The 18,843-nt window shown below is 61.5% G+C and carries 15 protein-coding genes and 1 pseudogene; 9 read left to right on the top strand and 7 right to left on the bottom strand.

Features of this window, described 5'->3' with window-relative positions; all coding sequences use genetic code 11:
• Positions 1-77: 77 nt before the first annotated feature.
• The 6 genes from AC3WN7_RS20765 to aauR all read left to right on the top strand — a co-directional run bounded on the left by AC3WN7_RS20765 (position 78) and on the right by aauR (position 6,734).
• The gene (locus AC3WN7_RS20765) at positions 78-992 is read left to right on the top strand and encodes a glutamate/aspartate ABC transporter substrate-binding protein (RefSeq protein WP_095965129.1); all 915 of its coding nucleotides are present in this window, start codon (positions 78-80) and stop codon (positions 990-992) included.
• 193 nt (positions 993-1,185) lie between these two features.
• Complete coding sequence (locus AC3WN7_RS20760) at positions 1,186-1,932, top strand: amino acid ABC transporter permease (protein ID WP_007975080.1); 747 nt, start codon at positions 1,186-1,188, stop codon at positions 1,930-1,932.
• Entirely contained in the window at positions 1,932-2,603 is a 672-nt protein-coding gene (locus tag AC3WN7_RS20755; protein WP_095964885.1) for an amino acid ABC transporter permease, read from the top strand. Before AC3WN7_RS20760 ends, AC3WN7_RS20755 begins: the two co-directional genes overlap by 1 nt.
• Entirely contained in the window at positions 2,600-3,334 is a 735-nt protein-coding gene (locus AC3WN7_RS20750) for an amino acid ABC transporter ATP-binding protein (protein ID WP_015093699.1), read from the top strand. Before AC3WN7_RS20755 ends, AC3WN7_RS20750 begins: the two co-directional genes overlap by 4 nt.
• Positions 3,335-3,495: 161 nt before the next feature.
• Positions 3,496-5,409 carry a two-component sensor histidine kinase AauS gene (gene aauS / locus AC3WN7_RS20745; RefSeq protein ID WP_015093698.1) on the top strand — a complete coding sequence of 638 codons (1,914 nt, stop codon included), beginning with the start codon at positions 3,496-3,498 and terminating at the stop codon, positions 5,407-5,409.
• Positions 5,406-6,734, top strand: coding sequence for a two-component response regulator AauR (gene aauR, locus AC3WN7_RS20740; RefSeq protein WP_095964884.1), 1,329 nt, complete (start codon positions 5,406-5,408; stop codon positions 6,732-6,734). The genes aauS and aauR overlap by 4 nt, the downstream gene beginning before the upstream one ends.
• Before the next feature lie 202 nt (positions 6,735-6,936).
• On the opposite strand, the gene AC3WN7_RS20735 is transcribed toward aauR, so the two are convergent.
• Complete coding sequence (locus AC3WN7_RS20735; protein WP_102674802.1) at positions 6,937-7,971, bottom strand: alpha/beta fold hydrolase; 1,035 nt, start codon at positions 7,969-7,971, stop codon at positions 6,937-6,939.
• A 218-nt stretch (positions 7,972-8,189) separates the two neighbouring features.
• Between AC3WN7_RS20735 and AC3WN7_RS20730 the strand changes: the two genes are divergently transcribed.
• Both AC3WN7_RS20730 and metR read left to right on the top strand, forming a co-directional pair.
• The gene (locus AC3WN7_RS20730; RefSeq protein WP_102674803.1) at positions 8,190-13,424 is read left to right on the top strand and encodes a dermonecrotic toxin domain-containing protein; all 5,235 of its coding nucleotides are present in this window, start codon (positions 8,190-8,192) and stop codon (positions 13,422-13,424) included.
• 108 nt (positions 13,425-13,532) lie between these two features.
• Complete coding sequence (gene metR, locus AC3WN7_RS20725) at positions 13,533-14,450, top strand: transcriptional regulator MetR (RefSeq protein WP_015093694.1); 918 nt, start codon at positions 13,533-13,535, stop codon at positions 14,448-14,450.
• A 119-nt stretch (positions 14,451-14,569) separates the two neighbouring features.
• Here metR and AC3WN7_RS20720 read toward each other — a convergent pair whose 3' ends face one another.
• The 6 genes and pseudogenes from AC3WN7_RS20720 to AC3WN7_RS20695 form a co-directional block, all read right to left on the bottom strand.
• Positions 14,570-15,067, bottom strand: coding sequence for a GNAT family N-acetyltransferase (locus AC3WN7_RS20720; RefSeq protein WP_102674804.1), 498 nt, complete (start codon positions 15,065-15,067; stop codon positions 14,570-14,572).
• A 2-nt stretch (positions 15,068-15,069) separates the two neighbouring features.
• The gene (locus tag AC3WN7_RS20715) at positions 15,070-15,708 is read right to left on the bottom strand and encodes a LysE family translocator (RefSeq protein WP_095964880.1); all 639 of its coding nucleotides are present in this window, start codon (positions 15,706-15,708) and stop codon (positions 15,070-15,072) included.
• A gap of 23 nt (positions 15,709-15,731) precedes the next feature.
• Positions 15,732-16,166, bottom strand: coding sequence for an NUDIX hydrolase (locus AC3WN7_RS20710; RefSeq protein WP_102674805.1), 435 nt, complete (start codon positions 16,164-16,166; stop codon positions 15,732-15,734).
• Between the two features lie 155 nt (positions 16,167-16,321).
• Positions 16,322-16,453: a hypothetical protein gene (locus tag AC3WN7_RS20705; RefSeq protein WP_409077323.1), complete on the bottom strand. Its 132-nt coding sequence runs from the start codon at positions 16,451-16,453 to the stop codon at positions 16,322-16,324.
• Between the two features lie 35 nt (positions 16,454-16,488).
• Positions 16,489-16,767 (bottom strand): annotated as a pseudogene (locus tag AC3WN7_RS20700) (amino acid permease); the annotation flags it as partial.
• A gap of 223 nt (positions 16,768-16,990) precedes the next feature.
• Positions 16,991-17,812, bottom strand: a complete 822-nt coding sequence (locus AC3WN7_RS20695) for a carbon-nitrogen hydrolase family protein (RefSeq protein ID WP_102674806.1) — start codon at positions 17,810-17,812, stop codon at positions 16,991-16,993.
• Positions 17,813-17,936: 124 nt separating this feature from the next.
• On the opposite strand from AC3WN7_RS20695, the gene AC3WN7_RS20690 reads away from it, so the two are divergent.
• On the top strand, positions 17,937-18,737 hold the full coding sequence (locus AC3WN7_RS20690; protein ID WP_095964877.1) for a helix-turn-helix transcriptional regulator: 801 nt from the start codon (positions 17,937-17,939) through the stop codon (positions 18,735-18,737).
• The last annotated feature ends 106 nt before the right edge of the window (positions 18,738-18,843 follow it).

Genomic DNA, 18,843 nt, shown 5'->3' with positions numbered 1-18,843 from the left:
GTAGCGCTCAGGTGTTTTGCAGCACAAAAGGGCCGATGAACTGGCTCCATAAAAAAAACAATGTCGAGGAAAATTTGATGCGCATCGTTCCCCATATCCTGGGCGCAGCCATTGCTGCCGCTCTGATCAGCACGCCAGTTTTCGCCGCCGAACTCACCGGCACCCTGAAGAAGATCAAAGAGTCCGGCACCATCACCCTGGGCCATCGCGACGCTTCCATTCCGTTTTCCTATATCGCGGATGCTTCCGGCAAACCGGTCGGCTACTCCCACGACATCCAGCTGAAAGTCGTCGAAGCCCTGAAAAAAGACCTCGACATGCCAAACCTCCAGGTCAAATACAACCTGGTGACTTCGCAAACCCGTATCCCGCTGGTGCAGAACGGCACCGTGGACCTCGAGTGCGGTTCCACCACCAACAACGTCGAGCGTCAGCAGCAGGTTGACTTCTCCGTCGGCATCTTCGAAATCGGTACTCGCCTGCTGTCCAAGGCAGACTCCAAGTACAAGGATTTCCCTGACCTGGCCGGCAAGAACGTCGTGACCACCGCCGGCACCACGTCCGAGCGCATCCTCAAGGCGATGAACGCCGACAAGCAGATGGGCATGAACGTCATCTCCGCCAAAGACCACGGCGAGTCGTTCCAGATGCTGGAAACCGGCCGTGCCGTTGCGTTCATGATGGACGACGCCCTGCTGGCCGGTGAAGCAGCCAAGGCCAAGAAGGCAACCGACTGGGCCGTAACCGGCACTCCACAGTCCTACGAAATCTACGGCTGCATGGTGCGCAAAGGCGACGAGCCGTTCAAGAAGGCTGTGGATGACGCCATCAAGGCCACCTACGCATCGGGCGAGATCAACAAGATCTACGAAAAATGGTTCATGCAGCCAATTCCGCCAAAAGGCCTGAACCTGAACTTCCCGATGAGCGACGAACTCAAGGCCCTGATCGCCAATCCGACTGATAAAGCGGCTGACGACAAGAAATCCTGATTTCTGACTAACCTTATCTCCTGAAAGGGCCGCCGCCCTTTCAGGAGGTGGTCACTTCCTGCTGGAATTTTTGGAAACACTCGAACCGGTAGCTGTCGAGCCGGGAGCGTGTGCCTGATCGTCAAGGTCAGGCGGGAACGGAGCTTCCCCCAAGCGGGCACTTGTACATCGATTGAACTGAGGGGAGACCCTAATGAATTACAACTGGGACTGGGGCGTGTTCTTCAAGTCCACCGGCGTGGGCAGCGAGACCTATTTCGACTGGTACGTGTCCGGTCTGGGCTGGACCATCGGCATCGCCATCGCGGCCTGGATCATCGCCCTGACACTGGGCTCGATCCTGGGCGTCATGCGTACCGTGCCGAACCGCATCGTATCGGGCATCGCCACCTGCTACGTCGAACTCTTCCGTAACGTGCCGCTGCTGGTTCAGCTGTTCATCTGGTACTTCCTGGTACCCGACCTGCTGCCGGCCGACCTGCAAGAGTGGTACAAGCAGGACCTGAACCCGACCACCTCGGCCTTCCTCAGCGTTGTCGTATGCCTGGGCCTGTTCACCACCGCCCGGGTTTGCGAACAGGTGCGCACCGGTATCCAGGCCCTGCCCAAAGGCCAGGAATCCGCGGCCCGCGCCATGGGTTTCAAGTTGCCGCAGATCTACTGGAACGTGCTGCTGCCCCAGGCTTACCGGATCATCATTCCGCCGCTTACCTCGGAATTCCTGAACGTCTTCAAGAACACTTCCGTGGCGTCGCTGATCGGCTTGATGGAATTGCTCGCGCAGACCAAACAGACCGCCGAGTTCTCCGCCAACCTGTTTGAAGCCTTTACCCTGGCCACGCTGATCTACTTCACCCTGAACATGAGCCTGATGTTGCTGATGCGCCTGGTCGAGAAGAAAGTCGCCGTACCGGGCCTGATCTCCGTAGGGGGTAAATGATGGAATTCGATTTCTCGGGCATCATCCCGTCCCTGCCGGGCCTGTGGAACGGCATGGTCATGACCCTCAAGCTGATGGCCATGGGCGTGGTCGGCGGGATCATCCTCGGCACCATCCTGGCGTTGATGCGTCTGTCCCACAGCAAGCTGCTGTCAAACATCGCCGGCGCGTACGTCAACTACTTCCGCTCGATCCCGTTGCTGCTGGTAATCACCTGGTTCTACCTGGCGGTACCGTTCGTGCTGCGCTGGATCACCGGCGAAGACACCCCGATCGGCGCGTTCGCCTCGTGCATCGTGGCGTTCATGATGTTCGAAGCGGCGTACTTCTGCGAAATCGTCCGTGCTGGCGTGCAGTCGATTCCCAAGGGCCAGATGGGCGCTGCCCAAGCCCTGGGCATGTCCTACGGCCAGATGATGCGCCTGATCATCCTGCCGCAGGCGTTCCGCAAGATGACGCCGCTGTTGCTGCAACAGAGCATCATCCTGTTTCAGGACACCTCGCTGGTCTACGCCGTCGGCCTGGTGGACTTCCTCAATGCTTCGCGCGCCAGTGGCGACATCATTGGCCGCTCCAATGAGTTCCTGATTTTCGCGGGTCTCGTGTACTTCATCATCAGCTTTGCCGCCTCGCAGCTGGTCAAGCGTCTGCAAAAAAGGTTCGCCGTATGATCTCTATCAAAAGCATCAACAAGTGGTATGGGGACTTCCAGGTTCTGACTGATTGCAGCACCGAGGTCAAAAAAGGCGAAGTGATCGTGGTGTGCGGGCCATCCGGTTCCGGCAAGTCGACCCTGATCAAGTGCGTCAACGCCCTGGAGCCCTTCCAGAAAGGCGACATCGTGGTCGACGGCACCTCCATCGCCGACCCGAAGACCAACCTGCCGAAACTGCGTTCGCGCGTGGGCATGGTGTTCCAGCACTTCGAGCTGTTCCCGCACCTGACCATCACCGAGAACCTGACCATCGCGCAGATCAAGGTATTGGGCCGCAGCAAGGAAGAAGCCACCAAGAAAGGCCTCCAACTGCTCGAGCGCGTCGGTCTCTCGGCCCATGCCCACAAGCATCCTGGCCAACTGTCCGGCGGTCAGCAGCAGCGCGTGGCGATTGCCCGTGCGCTGGCGATGGACCCGATCGTCATGCTGTTCGACGAACCGACCTCGGCGCTGGACCCGGAAATGGTCAACGAAGTGCTCGACGTGATGGTGCAACTGGCTCACGAAGGCATGACCATGATGTGCGTGACCCACGAAATGGGCTTCGCCCGTAAAGTGGCCGACCGGGTGATCTTCATGGACCAGGGCAAGATCATCGAAGACTGCAAGAAAGAAGAGTTCTTCGGCGACATCAGCCACCGTGCCGAGCGTACGCAGCACTTCCTCAACAAGATTCTGCAGCACTAAAGCCACACCGCCGCCCTTGTAGGAGCGAGCTTGCTCGCGATGGTCGTTAACGATGACGCGTTCATCCTGAATGCACGCGTTGTCCTTGAGTTCTTCGCGAGCAAGCTCGCTCCTACAGTAGAGGTAGGCAGGCAAGTGGTGGTTGACCCAAGGCATCTGTGATGAAATGCGACCCTAATCTTTATCGCGCAGCGTCGCCATCACTCGCCGTGAAACCCCGTCTGGTTCGTCATTTGTTCCTGCCGCCACTGATCATCGCCATGATGATCGGCCTGGGCTATATCGGCTTCTGGATCAGTGAGCACTATGGCATTCGCAGCCTCGGCGAGAACGGCCAGCGTCAGCTGGAACTGCACGCCCGTGCCGTCGAAAGCGAAATCAGCAAATACACCTACCTGCCCAGCCTGCTGGAGCTCGAAACCAGTGTTTCGCAGTTGCTGGCCGACCCGACCCCGGAACACCGGCAAACGGTCAACGATTACCTCGAAGGCCTGAACCGGCGCAGCCGCAGTCGGGCCATCTACGTGATGGACACCACCGGCCGCGTCATGGCCACCAGCAACTGGCGCGATGTCGACAGTTACCTGGGTGAAGACCTGTCCTTTCGCGCCTACTTCCAGAACGCCGTGCGCGGTCAGCCGGGGCGTTTCTACGGCATCGGCAGCACCAACGGCGAACCCGGTTACTACCTGGCCCATGGCCTTGAAGAACACGGCAAGATCATCGGCGTCGCGGTGGTCAAGGTGCGTCTGGAAGCCATGGAAGAGCGCTGGCAGCGCGCGCGGCTGGAAGCTTTCGTCAGCGACGAGAACGGCATCATCATTCTCTCCAGCGATCCGGCTCGACGCTTGAAATCGGTGGTGCCGCTGAGCGAAGAAACCAAGGAAAAACTTGCCCGCAGCCTTCAGTACTACTGGTTCCCGCTCAACGAATTGCAACCGCTGGCCCGGGAAACCCTGTCCGAAGGCGTGGAAAAACTCACGTTCCCGGCCAACAGTGAACTGCTGCTCCAACAAGATCGCGACGATGAAAACATCAGCTACCTGTCGCAAACCCGGCCCTTGAGCGATACGCCGTGGAATTTCACCCTGCTCACGCCGCTTCAGGACTTGCGCCGCGAAGCGATCAACCAGGGGATTCTGGTGGCCGTGGCGTTTGCCCTCTGCGCCTTTCTGTTGATCGCCTGGAACGAGCGGCGCAAGGTGATCGCCACCCGCCTCGCGGCCCGGGAAGCCTTGCAGGAAGCCAACAACCAGCTGGAACGTCGGATTACCGAACGCACCACCGACCTGCGCGCCAGCAACGAACGGCTCAAGGGGCAGATCCGCGAACGCCGGCACGCCGAAGAGACCTTGCGCCGCGCCCAGGATGAACTGGTACAGGCCGGAAAACTCGCGGCCATCGGCCAGATGTCCACCAGCATCGCCCACGAACTGAACCAGCCGCTGGCGGCGCTACGCACCTTGTCCGGCAATACCGTGCGCTTCCTCGAACGCGGCCAGCTCGATGTCGCCAGCACCAACCTCAAGACCATCAACGAACTGATCGACCGCATGGGCCGCATCACTGCCAGCCTGCGCTCGTTCGCCCGGCGCGGTGACGACAAGGGTCAGGCCTGCCTTGGCAAAGCGGTGGACGCGGCCTTGCAATTGCACGGCGCACGGGTGGAAAACACGCCTCTGCAATTGCACCGCCATTTTGACGCGGTGCAGGTGCAGATCGACCAGACCCGCCTGGAACAGATTCTGGTCAACCTGATCGGCAACGCCCTCGATGCCATGCAAGCGCAGCCGCAACCCGAGCTGTGGCTCGAAGGCGAAACTTTCGATGGCAAATACCGGCTGCGCGTGCGTGACAACGGCCACGGCATCGACGCCGAAGCGCGCAAGCACCTGTTCGAACCCTTCTTCACCACCAAACCCGGCGAACAGGGCCTGGGCCTTGGCCTGACCCTTTCCGCCAGCCTGGCCGCCGCCACCGGCGGTCACCTGGGTGTCGAGCACCCGGCCAGCGGTGGTACCGCATTCGTCCTCAGTTTACCGTTGGTAAGCCCCACTCCCGCCGAGCCAATATGAACAACGACCTTAGTGTATTGATCGTCGAAGACGACCCCCATGTGCTGCTCGGCTGCCAACAGGCGCTGACCCTGGAAGACATTCCCTGCATTGGCGTGGGCAGCGCCGAAGAAGCCCTGGTGCGGGTCGGCGACAACTTCGCCGGCATCGTCATCAGCGATATTCGCCTGCCGGGCATCGATGGCCTGGAGTTGCTGACCCGGCTCAAGGAGCGCGACCGCAGCCTGCCGGTGGTGCTGATCACCGGTCACGGCGACATCTCCATGGCCGTCGGTGCGATGCAGAAAGGCGCCTACGACTTCATGGAAAAGCCGTTTTCCCCTGAGCGCCTGGTGGACGTAGCCCGCCGCGCCCTCGAGCAACGCAGCCTGGCGCGGGAAGTGTCGTCGCTGCGCCGGCAACTGGCCGAGCGCGACTCCCTCGAAGGGCGGATCATCGGGCGCTCGCCGGCCATGCAGAACCTGCGGGAACTGATCGCCAACGTCGCCGATACGTCGGCCAACGTGTTGATCGAAGGCGAGACCGGCACCGGCAAGGAACTGGTCGCTCGCTGCCTGCATGATTTCAGTCGGCGGCACACCAAGCAGTTCGTCGCCTTGAACTGCGGCGGCCTGCCGGAAAACCTCTTCGAAAGCGAAATCTTCGGCCACGAAGCCAACGCCTTTACCGGTGCGGGCAAGCGGCGGATCGGCAAGATCGAACACGCCGACGGCGGCACGCTGTTCCTCGACGAAGTGGAAAGCATGCCCCTGCCCTTGCAGATCAAGCTGCTGCGGGTATTGCAGGAACGCACCCTCGAACGCCTCGGTTCGAACCAGAGCGTGGCGGTGGATTGCCGCGTCATCGCAGCGACCAAGTCCGACCTCGTCGAGTCGAGCAAGGCCGGCGAATTCCGCAGCGACCTGTACTACCGCCTCAACGTGGTGACCCTGGAACTGCCGCCGCTGCGCGAGCGCCGCGAGGACATCCTGCAACTGTTCGAACACTTTCTGCAGCAGTCGTCCCTGCGCTTCGATCGCGCGGTGCCGGAGCTGGACAACCAGACCGTTTCCAACCTGATGAGCCACGACTGGCCGGGCAACGTGCGTGAATTGCGCAACGTTGCCGAGCGCTTTGCCCTGGGCCTGCCGGCGTTCAAGAAAACCGGTGCCGGCGGCAGCAATCAAGGCCTGGCGTTTGCCGAAGCGGTGGAAGCCTTCGAGCGCAACCTGCTCAGCGATGCCTTGCAACGCAGCGGCGGCAACCTGACCCAGGCCAGCCAGGAACTGGGCATGGCCAAGACCACGCTGTTCGACAAAGTGAAAAAGTACGGCCTGAGCCATTGAGCTGTGTGGACCTGATTCTCAAAACGACCCTGGGCGCGGCGGTGGTGGTGAGCCCCCTCGCTGGCCTGACTACGCTTTCACAGAGAAATACATTCTCCTGTGGGAGCGGGCTTGCTCGCGAAAGCGGTGTGTCCGTCAACTCAAATGCCAACTGATACTCCCTCTTCGCGAGCAAGCCCGCTCCCACACTGGACCGAGGGAGCTAGAGAAGATTGTGATCGGCCACAGGCTCGATCTGCGCCCAGTGCGAAGTGTCTTCACGGTGCTCGCGCAAGTACGGCAACACCGCCGCCAGCAACGGCACCTTGAATGCCTCCTGGAAACGATGGGCCAGGCCCGGAATCAAGACCAACTGACTGCCCCGCAGATGCGCCGCCAGATGCACCCCGTGCATCACCGGCAGCAAGGGGTCGGCCGTGCCATGCACCACCAGCGCCGGCACCCGCAACCGGTTGAGCAGCGCGACCCGGCTCGGCTCGGCGAGAATGGCCATGATCTGGCGTTTCACGCCCTCGGGATTGAACGCCCGGTCATAGGACTGCGCCGCCTGATGCAACAGCACCTGACGATCATCGCTCACCATCGGGCTGCCCAGCGCCGCCAGCAAGTCGGCCTGTTGTTCCAGGGCCACCTCGCGGTTCGGTGCACCCCGCCGGGCCAGCAATTGCACCAGCGCCGCACTCGGTGCCGGCAAGCCTTCGGCCCCGGAGCTGGTCATGATCAGGGTCAGGCTCTCGACCCGCTGCGGGGCCATGGCCGCCATGTGCTGGGCGATCATCCCGCCCATGCTGGCGCCCAACACGTGGAATTGATCGATGTGCAAGGCATCCATCAAGCCCAGGCCATCGTCGGCCATGTCGGTCAGCGAGTACGGCGACGACACCGGCAATCCGAGTTTGTAGCGCAGCACTTCGAATGTCAGGTTGGCTTCGGCCGGTGCTTGCCGCCAGGTCGACAGGCCGACATCGCGATTGTCATAGCGAATCACCCGGAACCCTTGCTGGCACAGGGCGACCACCACCTCGTCCGGCCAGTGGATCAACTGCCCGCCCAGGCCCATCACCAGCAGCAAGGCCGGATCCGACGCACGGCCGATGCTCTGGTACGCCAGGCTTACCTGGGCCAGATCCACCCGTTCGGTCGGAACATTGACGTCACAACGCGAGGCCGCCAACGACGGCAGGCCGAACAACAGCGCGGCCAGAAACATGATTCGTGAAAAGAATGCAGCACCCATGAAAAAACACCAAAACGCAGAACCCCAGTAGAGCGCGAGTCTGATGAAGTTTGTTCAAGCGCGCTGCCACAGTTCCATGACAGTTTGATGAAGAGCGCCGGGCGGTCATCCGGCGTCACAGCCGGTTTGGCGATAACTATGTACCGCCCCTCCTCCTGTCGAACGCCGCCTAATGCCCGTACCGCCGGCACGGCCCGGCCTTCTGGAGACTCATCGTCATGGTTGAACAAACTACCCCCCTTACGGCCGATTTCGGCCTCATCCACCCATTGCCCGCCAACCCGGACCAGGGCCTGAGCCTGAGCGCCTCGGCACGCTGGGAAGAATGCTGCGAGCAGTGGCTCAGCCTCATGGCGCAAAGCTCGCAAGCCCACCTCGACACCGCTTGGTGGAGCGCACGTGCGCTCGGCACCGATCGCTCGCGTCGGGAACAAGCCATCCGCTTGTATCGCCAGCATTTCGAGGTGTCGAGCCAATGGGCGTTTGCCCAAGGCATCCTCGATGCCGGACAGATCAAAACCTTACTGGCGCTCATCGACCCGCCAGCGCAAACACCAATGCCTGACCAGCACCCCGTGTACGTCGAACAGCTGAACCTCAAAGATGACAATGGCCTGTCTGCCCCACTGTCGGGCGCGCTGGTCATCACCCGGGATACCGATCAACCGGTCGCTCAGCTGTTGTACCTGCCGTCGCACTCATCCGCCTGGATGACCTTTCAAAGCCGGATTGAACTGGAGCGCTGGTTGACCGAGCATCAACCACAGCGGTTCGACCAGCCCCGACTGTCGATGGACAAGGGCAGCGTCGATTACACGGTCCTCGACAAGGCTGTGCTGCGCACTGGCGCCGAAGCCCTGTTGTCGCGCTTGTCCGTCGCCCCCGCGGACCGGCCCGGCAATGCTGCCGTGCTGGCCGCGCCCCCCGACCTGCCACGGGTGGAGACAGACGACAACGCGGCCCTGTTCGGCCAGCTCAGCCCCGATATTCCCTTGGGCGTGCGTCACCGCGCACTGGCACAACAACGCACGGCCCTGGAGAGTCTGCTCGGCGATGACTTTTCCGGTGATGCCAAGGATCCACGTCTGCAACGCCTGCAACAGCAACTCGAGACCCTCAGCGCTGCCGAGCAGGCCAGCAACGCCGCCGCGACGGCGCTACTGGACGCCGCCGATGGCCTCAAATGGCTGGAGCTGCGCCACCAGCCGGGCCCGCATTACGCAGCCCTGCTCCAGGCACGCCAAAACGGCTTGCGCGCCGAAGCCGAACTGCAATTGAGCCTGAATCAGATCAACAGTGAGGAGCATCAATGGCTCATCAGTGTGCTGGATGCCCCCGATCAGCCCCGCACGGTCGACCTGGTGGTCGCGCGGCTGGAACTGTCGGCAACCGACACCGAAGGCGACACCCGCCGCACGCAAACCGAGGAACTGGACGGCGTTCTGCTGTTTGCCAAACCCTCGGCGCTGCTGGCGAATTCGACCGACAGCCTGTTGCTGTACTGGCCCGGACGCTTCGGTGGACTGCAACGGTTTGCCTCTCGACAGCTGCTGGAACAATCGCTGTTCAAACGCCCGGTCAACGACCCTGCCCTGGCAGTGCACGTTTTACCGCTGAGCGGCTCGCCGTTTAAATACGCCCTGCAAATCCAGCTCCACAGCTGTGAACAACAAGCGGCCCGGATCATTGCAGCCAATCCTGTTCCGCTTCGTACCAGCCAGCGTGCGGCCGAACTGGAAAAACTGCGCGAGCAGACCCTCGCCTGCCTGACCGTCCCCCAATCCGCCGCCCGGGACTGGGTGTACGCACGCATCGTCGAGCAAAACCAGAGCAGTGCACTGGCCGCTCAATTGCCGACGTGGCATCGCGAACTGCCTGCCGTGCAGCGTGACCGGCTCAAGACGCTGTTCAAATCCTGGATCGCCGCAATGCAGCGCTCCCACGCGTGGCTGGAACGCGAACTGCCGCCACGGGAAGCCTTCGCCATCAAGGCTGTCGACGCCCGGCTGCGCGTGGAATTCGACCTCAGTCAACGGGTGGAGGTGCAGCTCGACGTTCCCGATTCCACGCTGTGGCAGAAAGTGGTGACTGAAGGCGCCGCTCCGGGCACCCCTCAACAAAATGTGCTGGTCGCCAGCGAGCAGCGCAGCAAGCTGTCACTGGGTGAACTGGCGCTGGGCAACATCGATCAGGAAATGTGGTGGCGACTGTCGTTCATGCAGGTCGAGGTCAGCGGTGCCGACGCCACACAACAGCAGAAACTGAAAAGCGCCATCACGACGTCCTGGCTGCGCAAGCTGGTCACCGAGCTGGATCTGGCCGGGCAATATGAAAGGCTGATCCGTGAGACGTTCCTCGGCACCTCGACGGCATCGACCTTCAGTAATGAATATCGACGCGAATGCCTGAGTGAGCCGTGGCGCCTTATGCTTCGCCTGCAAGGCGAATTCGCCGAGTTGGCAAAGGACATCGATGCCAGCGGCCGGCAAGTGCTGGAAATCGCCATCGACGCCAACAGCCGTGAAGCCTTTGCCAGCGACGGCAAGCGCATCGAGTTGCTGCCCGCGCACCTGACCGTGGGCGGCAAGGACACCCACGCCCAGGGACCGAGCACCTTGACCGGCGTCACCTTTATCGTGGAGCACGTCAGCGGCCTGACCCTGCTGTATCTGCCCGACAGCCCCGACGGCGTTTATCTGCGCCAGTTCGACAGCCTTGAACAGGCACGGATGCGCCTGTTCAACGATTGCCTGCGCAGTCCGATGGTCAACTACCTGGCCGGCCGCGCCTTGACGGGTGATGTCGCCCACCACATCAGTCGGATCAACCAGGCCCTATTGAAAAACTTCGACGGGCTGATCGGCGTCGGTACACCCTGGCCAGCCAGCACCTCCCTGGCAGCGCATCTGCTGAATGTACACATGGGCCGTTTGCTGGAGGCCCATCGGGCGACGTCGCGCTCCAATGATGCGTTGTACCTGGAACAGGTCGCCTTGAAGTCCGGCGCAATGTTCAACTACCTGAAAATGGCCGTGGGCATGCTGCCCTTCATCGGTACGACCATCGCCCTGTACGACGCCTGGAACAGCGCCAACCTGGCGGTGGCGGCCTTTCTGCGCGGTGATGTCGGCCATGGCCTGGCCGAGGTGGAGGCGGTGCTGTTGTCGCTGATCGACGCGGCCATGGACATTCTCCCCGGCACCTCTGCCACCCCTGCTACTGCCCGCGTCGCCACGCGCAGTCGTCAGTGGCGGGCGCTGGGCAAAAGTCCGCGAGCCCTGCAGCTATCGACGCAACCCCAGGCGCGGCGGTCGCTGGAGCGCTTCAAGGGTTATGAATATGAAAAACCGATTTCCCTCGCGGACCTGCAACCGGGCAGCGAAGGCATTTATCGCAACGTGTATCGCCACGCCGACGGCGACTTCATGCTCAGCCAGGGAAGAATCTATCGCATCGAACTGGAAGGCGAACCACCCCGCTGGCGCTTGAGTGGCACCAGCAGCCGGACCTACAAACAGCCAGTCGCCCTCGATGAGTCAGGCCACTGGAACACCCACTTCGCGGTGTACGGCACCGTGATCGAAGGCGGCGGCGTGGGCGGTGGCGCGGTGCTCGGGCACATGGCCGATGGATTGGACCCACTCTGGCCGGCCGCCATTCGCCGCTGGCTGCCGCGCTGGTGGACCGACCGCGCCTTGCGCCGGCAATTGACCCTGACCAATACCGCCGAGGCCTACAGGGCGCGGCTCGATACCCAGACCCGCAGCAACAACGCCCTGCTTGAGCACTATTTCGGCCTCGAACTCCAGCAGCGCCCAGCCCTTCGCACCCGTGCCGATGTCGCCTGCGCGAACGATATCGACCTTGCCCAGGCCCAATACCTGAATCTCGATGAGTTGATGCTGTATAGCCATGGCCGCAAACGCGTGCAGATCGAAGGCATCCAAAGCCGCTGCGCCTGGATCATCGTCGACCGTTCGGTGCGGCGGATCAACCTGGCCAAGGAACGGCTGGTGGAACACCTCAATCGTATCGATCAGCTGATCGCCCGGTCAGATGCCACAGCGATCACCGATACCGCCGCGCACTTGCAGTTCATGGCGCAACGCAAGGAGATCCGCAAAAACTTTCTCAAAGATTTCGATCAGCTGCATACGACGGTCGAGGAAGCCAATCGCTGGAACCGCCGTATCACTAACCCGGCGCAAAAAAAGGAGATTGCGAAGGCCATGACGAACGTGAATGAGAAACTCAGCGAGGCCAATCACTACTACCTGAAAACGGCGCACACCCTGGAAATCATCACCCGTTATGACGCGGTGACCGACCTGTCCTGGATGTACTTCCACGTACAGTTGAAAACAGCCCGCAACAAGGTCGGCCGCGCGCTGCTGACGCAACATCAGCTACCCCAGGTGAGCGCCAGCGTCAGTCAGCGCAGTAAAGTCCTCAAAGACTGCCTGGCCACCTATACCGAGTTCCGGCGTCAGCTGGGCGCCTGGACCCTCGGCTATCCGCAGCATTTGGACCTGGAACAGGTCACCGCGTTTCTGGACAACCTGGACAAGGTTGAAGATTTTGCACGCCGGGCCACCAAGACGCCCCCTTCGGTGGTACCTAAAAAAGGCCGGTCCGGACAGCAACTGTTCGAGACCGAAGACAACCAGTTGCTGATCGGCATCGCCAGCACCGACGCCGTCACCCGACAAAAGCGAATCACCATCGAAGGGGTCGATGGCCACACGGAAACCTGGCTGCCGCGCTCAAGCGGCAAATATCACCTCAGCGAGCCAACGGGCTCCGTGCAGCCGGAACTGCCCACCGATGTCGGGCCACTGCTGACAGAAGCCAGGAACAGGCTGGAGGCGGCAAATGCCTATACCCGCAAAGTCGAAGGCTATGCACGGCGGGACATGCGACCGGTCGACCTTGAGCACATGATGGGCAGCGAGGCCACCGAATTGACCATGCGTGCCCGGGCCATCGAACGCTTGTCCCCCACCGATGCCGTAGCGCTGCAACTGCGCAATCGGGCAGATGAAATGTTGCGCACGGGGCGTACCTTGCGCATCAATCAGAGCATGAGCAGTAAAACCCCGACTGAAGGTTATCTGGACTATCTGCGCGAACAACAAGTGGTGGACATCCGCAAGGAGGGTGGCTTGCGCGACCTGGGCAAACGCGCCGACGGACGACGGGATTTCCTGCAAGAGTACGAGGTGCGCGACCTGCGCAGCGAACCGGCGCAAACCCTATGGTACGCCCACTTCCACTACACTTCGGCCCAGCCGGCATTCGGTGACTTCGTCAAAGGCCATCTGAAACTGCCGGAACAACGCAACCTCGGCCTGAAATGGCAGCAGGCCGTGGTCGCCAGTGGCGGTACGGTCGACGCGATCTGGCGCGGCGACATCGGCAAGCCGCTGGGCAACAAGCACTTTTCCACGCTGTAAAATGACAACGACGGGGCACGCAATGTGCCCCGTCGTGGACAGCAGCACCAACATGAGACAAACTCAACCTTTTCGGCTTATCTACAAGTTTTACTCATGGAGCCTCCGGTGCTTGAAATCCGTCACCTCAAGACCCTGCACGCCTTGCGCGAAGCCGATAGCCTGGTGGATGCGGCCGATCGCCTGCACCTGACCCAGTCGGCCCTGTCTCACCAGTTCAAGGAGCTGGAAGAGCGCATGGGCATGCCGTTGTTCGTGCGCAAGACCAAACCGGTGCGCTTCACCAGCGCCGGTTTGCGCCTGCTGCAATTGGCCGACGCCACCTTGCCATTGCTGCGCGCCGCCGAACGCGACATCAGTCGCCTGGCCGGGGGCACCGCCGGGCGCCTGCACATGGCCATTGAATGCCACAGTTGCTTCCAGTGGCTGATGCCAACCATCGACCAGTTCCGCGATGCCTGGCCGGAAGTCGAGCTGGACCTGGCCTCGGGCTTCTCCTTCGCTCCGCTGCCGGCCCTGGCCCGTGGTGACCTGGACCTGGTGGTGACCTCCGATCCGCTGGATCTGGCCGGGATCACCTATGTACCGCTGTTCACTTATGAAGCGATGCTCGCGGTGGCCAACCAGCACCGCCTGGCGGGCAAAGCCTATATCGTCCCCGAAGACTTGCTCCCGGAAACCCTGATCACCTACCCCGTGGAACGGGACCGGCTGGACATCTTCACCCGCTTCCTCGAACCCGCCGACATCGAACCGGCTCAGGTCCGCACCTCGGAACTGACGGTGATGATGATGCAGCTGGTGGCCAGCGGTCGTGGCGTGTGCGGCATGCCCCATTGGGCGCTGCATGAATACAGTTCGCGGGGTTATGTGAAAGCCAAGCGGCTGGGTGAGAAGGGCTTGTTCGCCACGCTGTATGCGGCGATCCGCGCCGACATGCTCGATGCACCGTACATGCGCGACTTCTTGCTGACGGCCAAGGACACGTCGTTTTCGACGCTGGACGGCGTTAGTGCGGTTCGCTGAAATGCGATCAAATGTGGGAGCGGGCTTGCTCGCGAAAGCGGCATAACATTCAAGATTGATGTTGCCTGACACACCGCTTTCGCGAGCAAGCCCGCTCCCACAGGGGATCTGCGGTGACTTCAGAGCTCGCGCCACATGTGGATTTTGTCGAAGTAATCCTCCCCAACCCGCACGGCCATCGGTTCCAGGCCGAACTGGACGAAACCGCAGCGCCGGTAGAGATTGAACGCGGCATCGTTGCCGGCGGTGACGGTCAACTGGATCAGGCGCAAACCCGCATGGTGCTGCGCCTCGGCCAATGCCGCCTGAACCAGTTGATAGCCGAGCCCGCGCTGGCGAACCGTTGGCGAGACGTACATGCCAAACAGCGTCACCTTGTGCCGGGCCTTTTCCCGAGGCTCGAACGCGAGGCCGACAATGCCGGCCAACCGGCCGTCCTCGAATGCCCCGAGCACCACGTCCAGCTTGCCCGTCAGGCGCGACTCCCACCAGCCCAGCGGCATCGCCGCCCGCTCACGCACACTCGAGGTAAAGGCCTGCGGATGCAGATCGAAAGCCTCGAGCATCAGCGCCCGATAGTCCAGGGCATGGCTGGCATCCAGTCGCTCGATCCACATGCTCAGGCCATCCGTTTTTGCTCAAGCATCAGCCGCAGCGCCAGTGCCGACAACACGAAGCCCATGAAATAGCGCTGCATCGCCAGCCAGGTCGGATTGTTGACGAACCACGAGGCAATACCCGCGGCAAACATGGCGATCAGCAGGTTGACGCTGAAACTGACGCTGATCTGGGTCAGGCCCAGGATGATGCTCTGGCTGAACACTGAGCCATGCTCCGGCGTAATGAACTGCGGAAACACCGACAGATAGAACACCGCGATTTTCGGGTTCAGGGCACTGGTCAGAAAGCCCATCGTGATCAGCTTGCGCGACGAATCCGGGGGCAACTGCTGCGCCTCGAACGGCGAGCGCGCACCGGGTTTGACCGCCTGCCAGGCCAGCCACAACAGGTACAACGCACCGGCCCACTTCAACACCTCATAGGCCATCGGTACTGCCAGGAACACCGCAGTCAGACCGGCGGCCGCAGCAAACAGGTGCACGAAAAAACCCGCGACCACGCCGAGCAAGGAGATCACCCCGGCCTTGCGCCCCTGGCAGATCGAACGGGAGATCAGGTAGATCATGTTCGGCCCCGGGGTCAGTACCATCAGCAACGCGGCAGCAGCAAAAATCAGCAGGTCTTGAAGCGGGATCATGGGCAAGGTCCTTTGCGTGATGGTCAGGCGATCGCAGTCAGCGATGCACGATAAAACGGCAGGATCAGGTCCCTTGTCAATGGCGCCAGACAGACACCGCCGTCGGTCACCGGGTCAATCCAGATCACCTCTTCGATCTCCGCCGCCGGGGTGACGTCTGAATCAATCCTCAGCTGAAACAGCTCGGCGTGTACGACAAAACCCGGCTCATTGGCCGCCGGTGCCGAAAAGTGACCGAGGTAAACGGCCTGCGCCGGGTCGATGTCCAGACCCAATTCTTCCTCCAACTCCCGGGCCAGCGCATGAACCGGCAATTCATGGGGTTCGATCTTGCCACCGGGCTGCATGAACGCCGTGGTACCGCGCTTGCGCACCAGCAACGTGCGGCCGTCAGGACCGATCAGCAGGGCTGCGGCGATGCGGATGGTCCGGGAGGCAGGTATGGAAAACGTCGTCATAAACAAAAGGCCTTTGACTCAAAAGCGCTAAGGATCACATGTCCGCCCTGTAGGAGCGAGCTTGCTCGCGATGGTCGTGAACGAAAACGCGTAGAACCAGTTGCCCATCGGCGCCCTCAGGTTTATCGCGAGCAAGCTCGCTCCTACAGTTTCCTTTACGTGGCTTCCTGGAAATCCATCTCCGGCGGCTGCCGACGGAAACCGCCGGTCAAGACCGCCAGGTACACCACGCCAATCGCCAGCCAGCTCAACCCCAGATAAACCGCCAGGTGATCGAGGCTGACCATCAACCACAAATCCGCTGCCAGGCCGATGAACGGGAAAGCACGGCCCAACCGGCGATGAACCCGAGTTTCGGGCTAATGGCCTTGCGCACATAGCTATAGGCCGAGCCGGCCACCGGGAAGGCCGAGGCCATGCGGCCGTAGCTCATTGCGGTGAAGAACATCGCCACCAACGCCGCGAGGTACGCGGCCGGTACCATGCCGACGGTAGATTGAGCGAGGATGCCAAAGGTGCCGATCACAATGATCGGCGTCATGCAGGCGATGCCAAAAAGCACCACCACCCCCAGTGACAGGGTGCGTTGCAAACGAGCCATGAGCGGCCACTCCGAATTTTATTGGATTTATGGCAGAGCCGAGTTCGGCGCAAATTACGGGTGTTGCGTTGTTGTTCTTCGGTGAATGATCAAGCAGGTATGTCGTTTGGAGGGCCTCTTCGCGAGCAAGCCCGCTCCCACATTGGTTTTGTGAATGCCCGAGATCAAATGTGGGAGCGGGCTTGCTCGCGAAGGGGCCAGCGCCAGCCACACAGAATCTGGATCAGCCCTTGGGAATCAGCAGCTCCAGCAATCCAGATACATGCTCGACCACCTCCCCCGGCAACTTCAGCCGCTGATCATCCAGATACCGATAATCCTGACGCGCCGCCGTCAACTGGCTCAGGTCCAGTTCAACGGCAAACTGCCCTTCCTCGCGTCCGGCCTCGAACAGCAGCGTGCCCAGCGGATCGACCAGCGCACTGCCACCGGCAAACAACAAACCGCCATCCCCCTCTTCCACCCGGTTGACCATCAGCGCAAACGCCTGGTTTTCCTGGGCGCGGGCCATGATGGCGGTGCGGTGGGTCGGGCCATAGGGGTCCATGTTGCCGTTGGTGACGATCAACAGCTCGGCGCCCAGTTGCGCCAAGGCGCGGGCGCTCTCAGGGAATTCGATGTCGTAGCAAATCAGCAGGCCCACGCGCACGCCGTTCCACAGGCAAGTGGCGTAGCGATCACCCGCCTCGTACACACCGCGATCCGAGGCCCACAAGTGCGTCTTGCGGTATTTCAGCGCGATGCCTTCAGGGGTGATCAGCAGCGTGGTGTTGTAGAAGCGGCCGTTGTCGATTTCGGCCATGCCGATGGCCACGGCGATTTTGCGCTGGCGGGCGGCGTCGAGCACCGCACTGACGGACGGACCGTCCACTGGTTCGGCGACATCAGCCACGGACTCCGCCGAAGGGAAGCCCATCAAATGACCTTCAGGGAACATGATCAGCAGCGTGTCGGCTGCACACGCGGCGATGGCCGCCAGGGTGCGTTCGAGGTTGCAGGCCGTGTCGTTGTCACGGCCTGCCAATTGGGCGAGTTCGACCTTCATGGGTATTCCTTGTTGTGGCCCGGGCGGCAGAAAGATTGCCCGGTCGGTGTCTGTGCGCCAGTATGCGCAGCAAGCAACCGGGCGGGGAATTACGCCGCTGGGGTAACACGATAGGGGTAGATGCATGACACTCTCGTTGGACGACATCGCCTGGCACCGCTCGGTGGGGCAACTGATCGACGCCCTGGACAAACCCAATTTCTGGACCCAACTGGTGCGTTTGCTGGATCAGTACGTGCCCTTCGACAGTTGGGTGGCCCTGCTTTTCAGCGCCGATCAGCGCCCGCAGGTGTTCGCCGAATGCCCAGGCGAGGACGGCAGCCCTGACCAGTTATTCCAGGACTACCTGCGCGGCCTGTACCTGCTCGACCCCTTCTACATCGCCTGCCGCGAGCAGTCGCGCACCGGGCTGTATCGTCTGTCGGAAGTGGCCCCGGAGCACTTCGAGCTGACAGAGTATTACCAGCGCTACTTTCGTCTGAATGTGGTGGCCGACGAAATCCAGTTCAATTGTCAGCTCGAAGGCGACCGCACGCTGTGCCTGTCCCTGGGCAGCACGCAGCGTTTCAGCGGCCAGCAGATCGCCTTGTTGTCGTTGATCCAGCCGTGGGTGCTCGGCCTGTTGCGCCAGCGTCTACCCTATGAAATCAACGAAGTGGTGGCCCTCGCTCCCGCACCGCCGCAAGCCGACTGGCGGGTGCAACTGGAGGCGTCGGTACTGCAGCTCAAAGGCGCGCAGTTGACCGCCCGGGAGCTGGATGTCGGGCGCCTGATGCTCAGCGGTTGCTCCAGCAAAGAAATCGCCCGTAAGCTGGAAATTTCTGTCGAAACCGTGAAAGTCCACAAGAAACACATGTACAGCAAACTGGGGATCAAATCCCAGTCCGAGCTGTTTTCGATTTTTCTCCAGGCACAAAATGCCTGAATGGCCTGTGGAACGCTTTGCCTTTCTGTGGGAGCGGGCTTGCCCGCGAAGAGGCCATTACATTCAACATTGATAGTGGCTGACACACCGTCTTCGCGGGCAAGCC

It is taken from the genome of Pseudomonas sp. FW305-70 (assembly GCF_058783925.1).
This window is presented reverse-complemented; position numbering and strand designations above follow the sequence as displayed.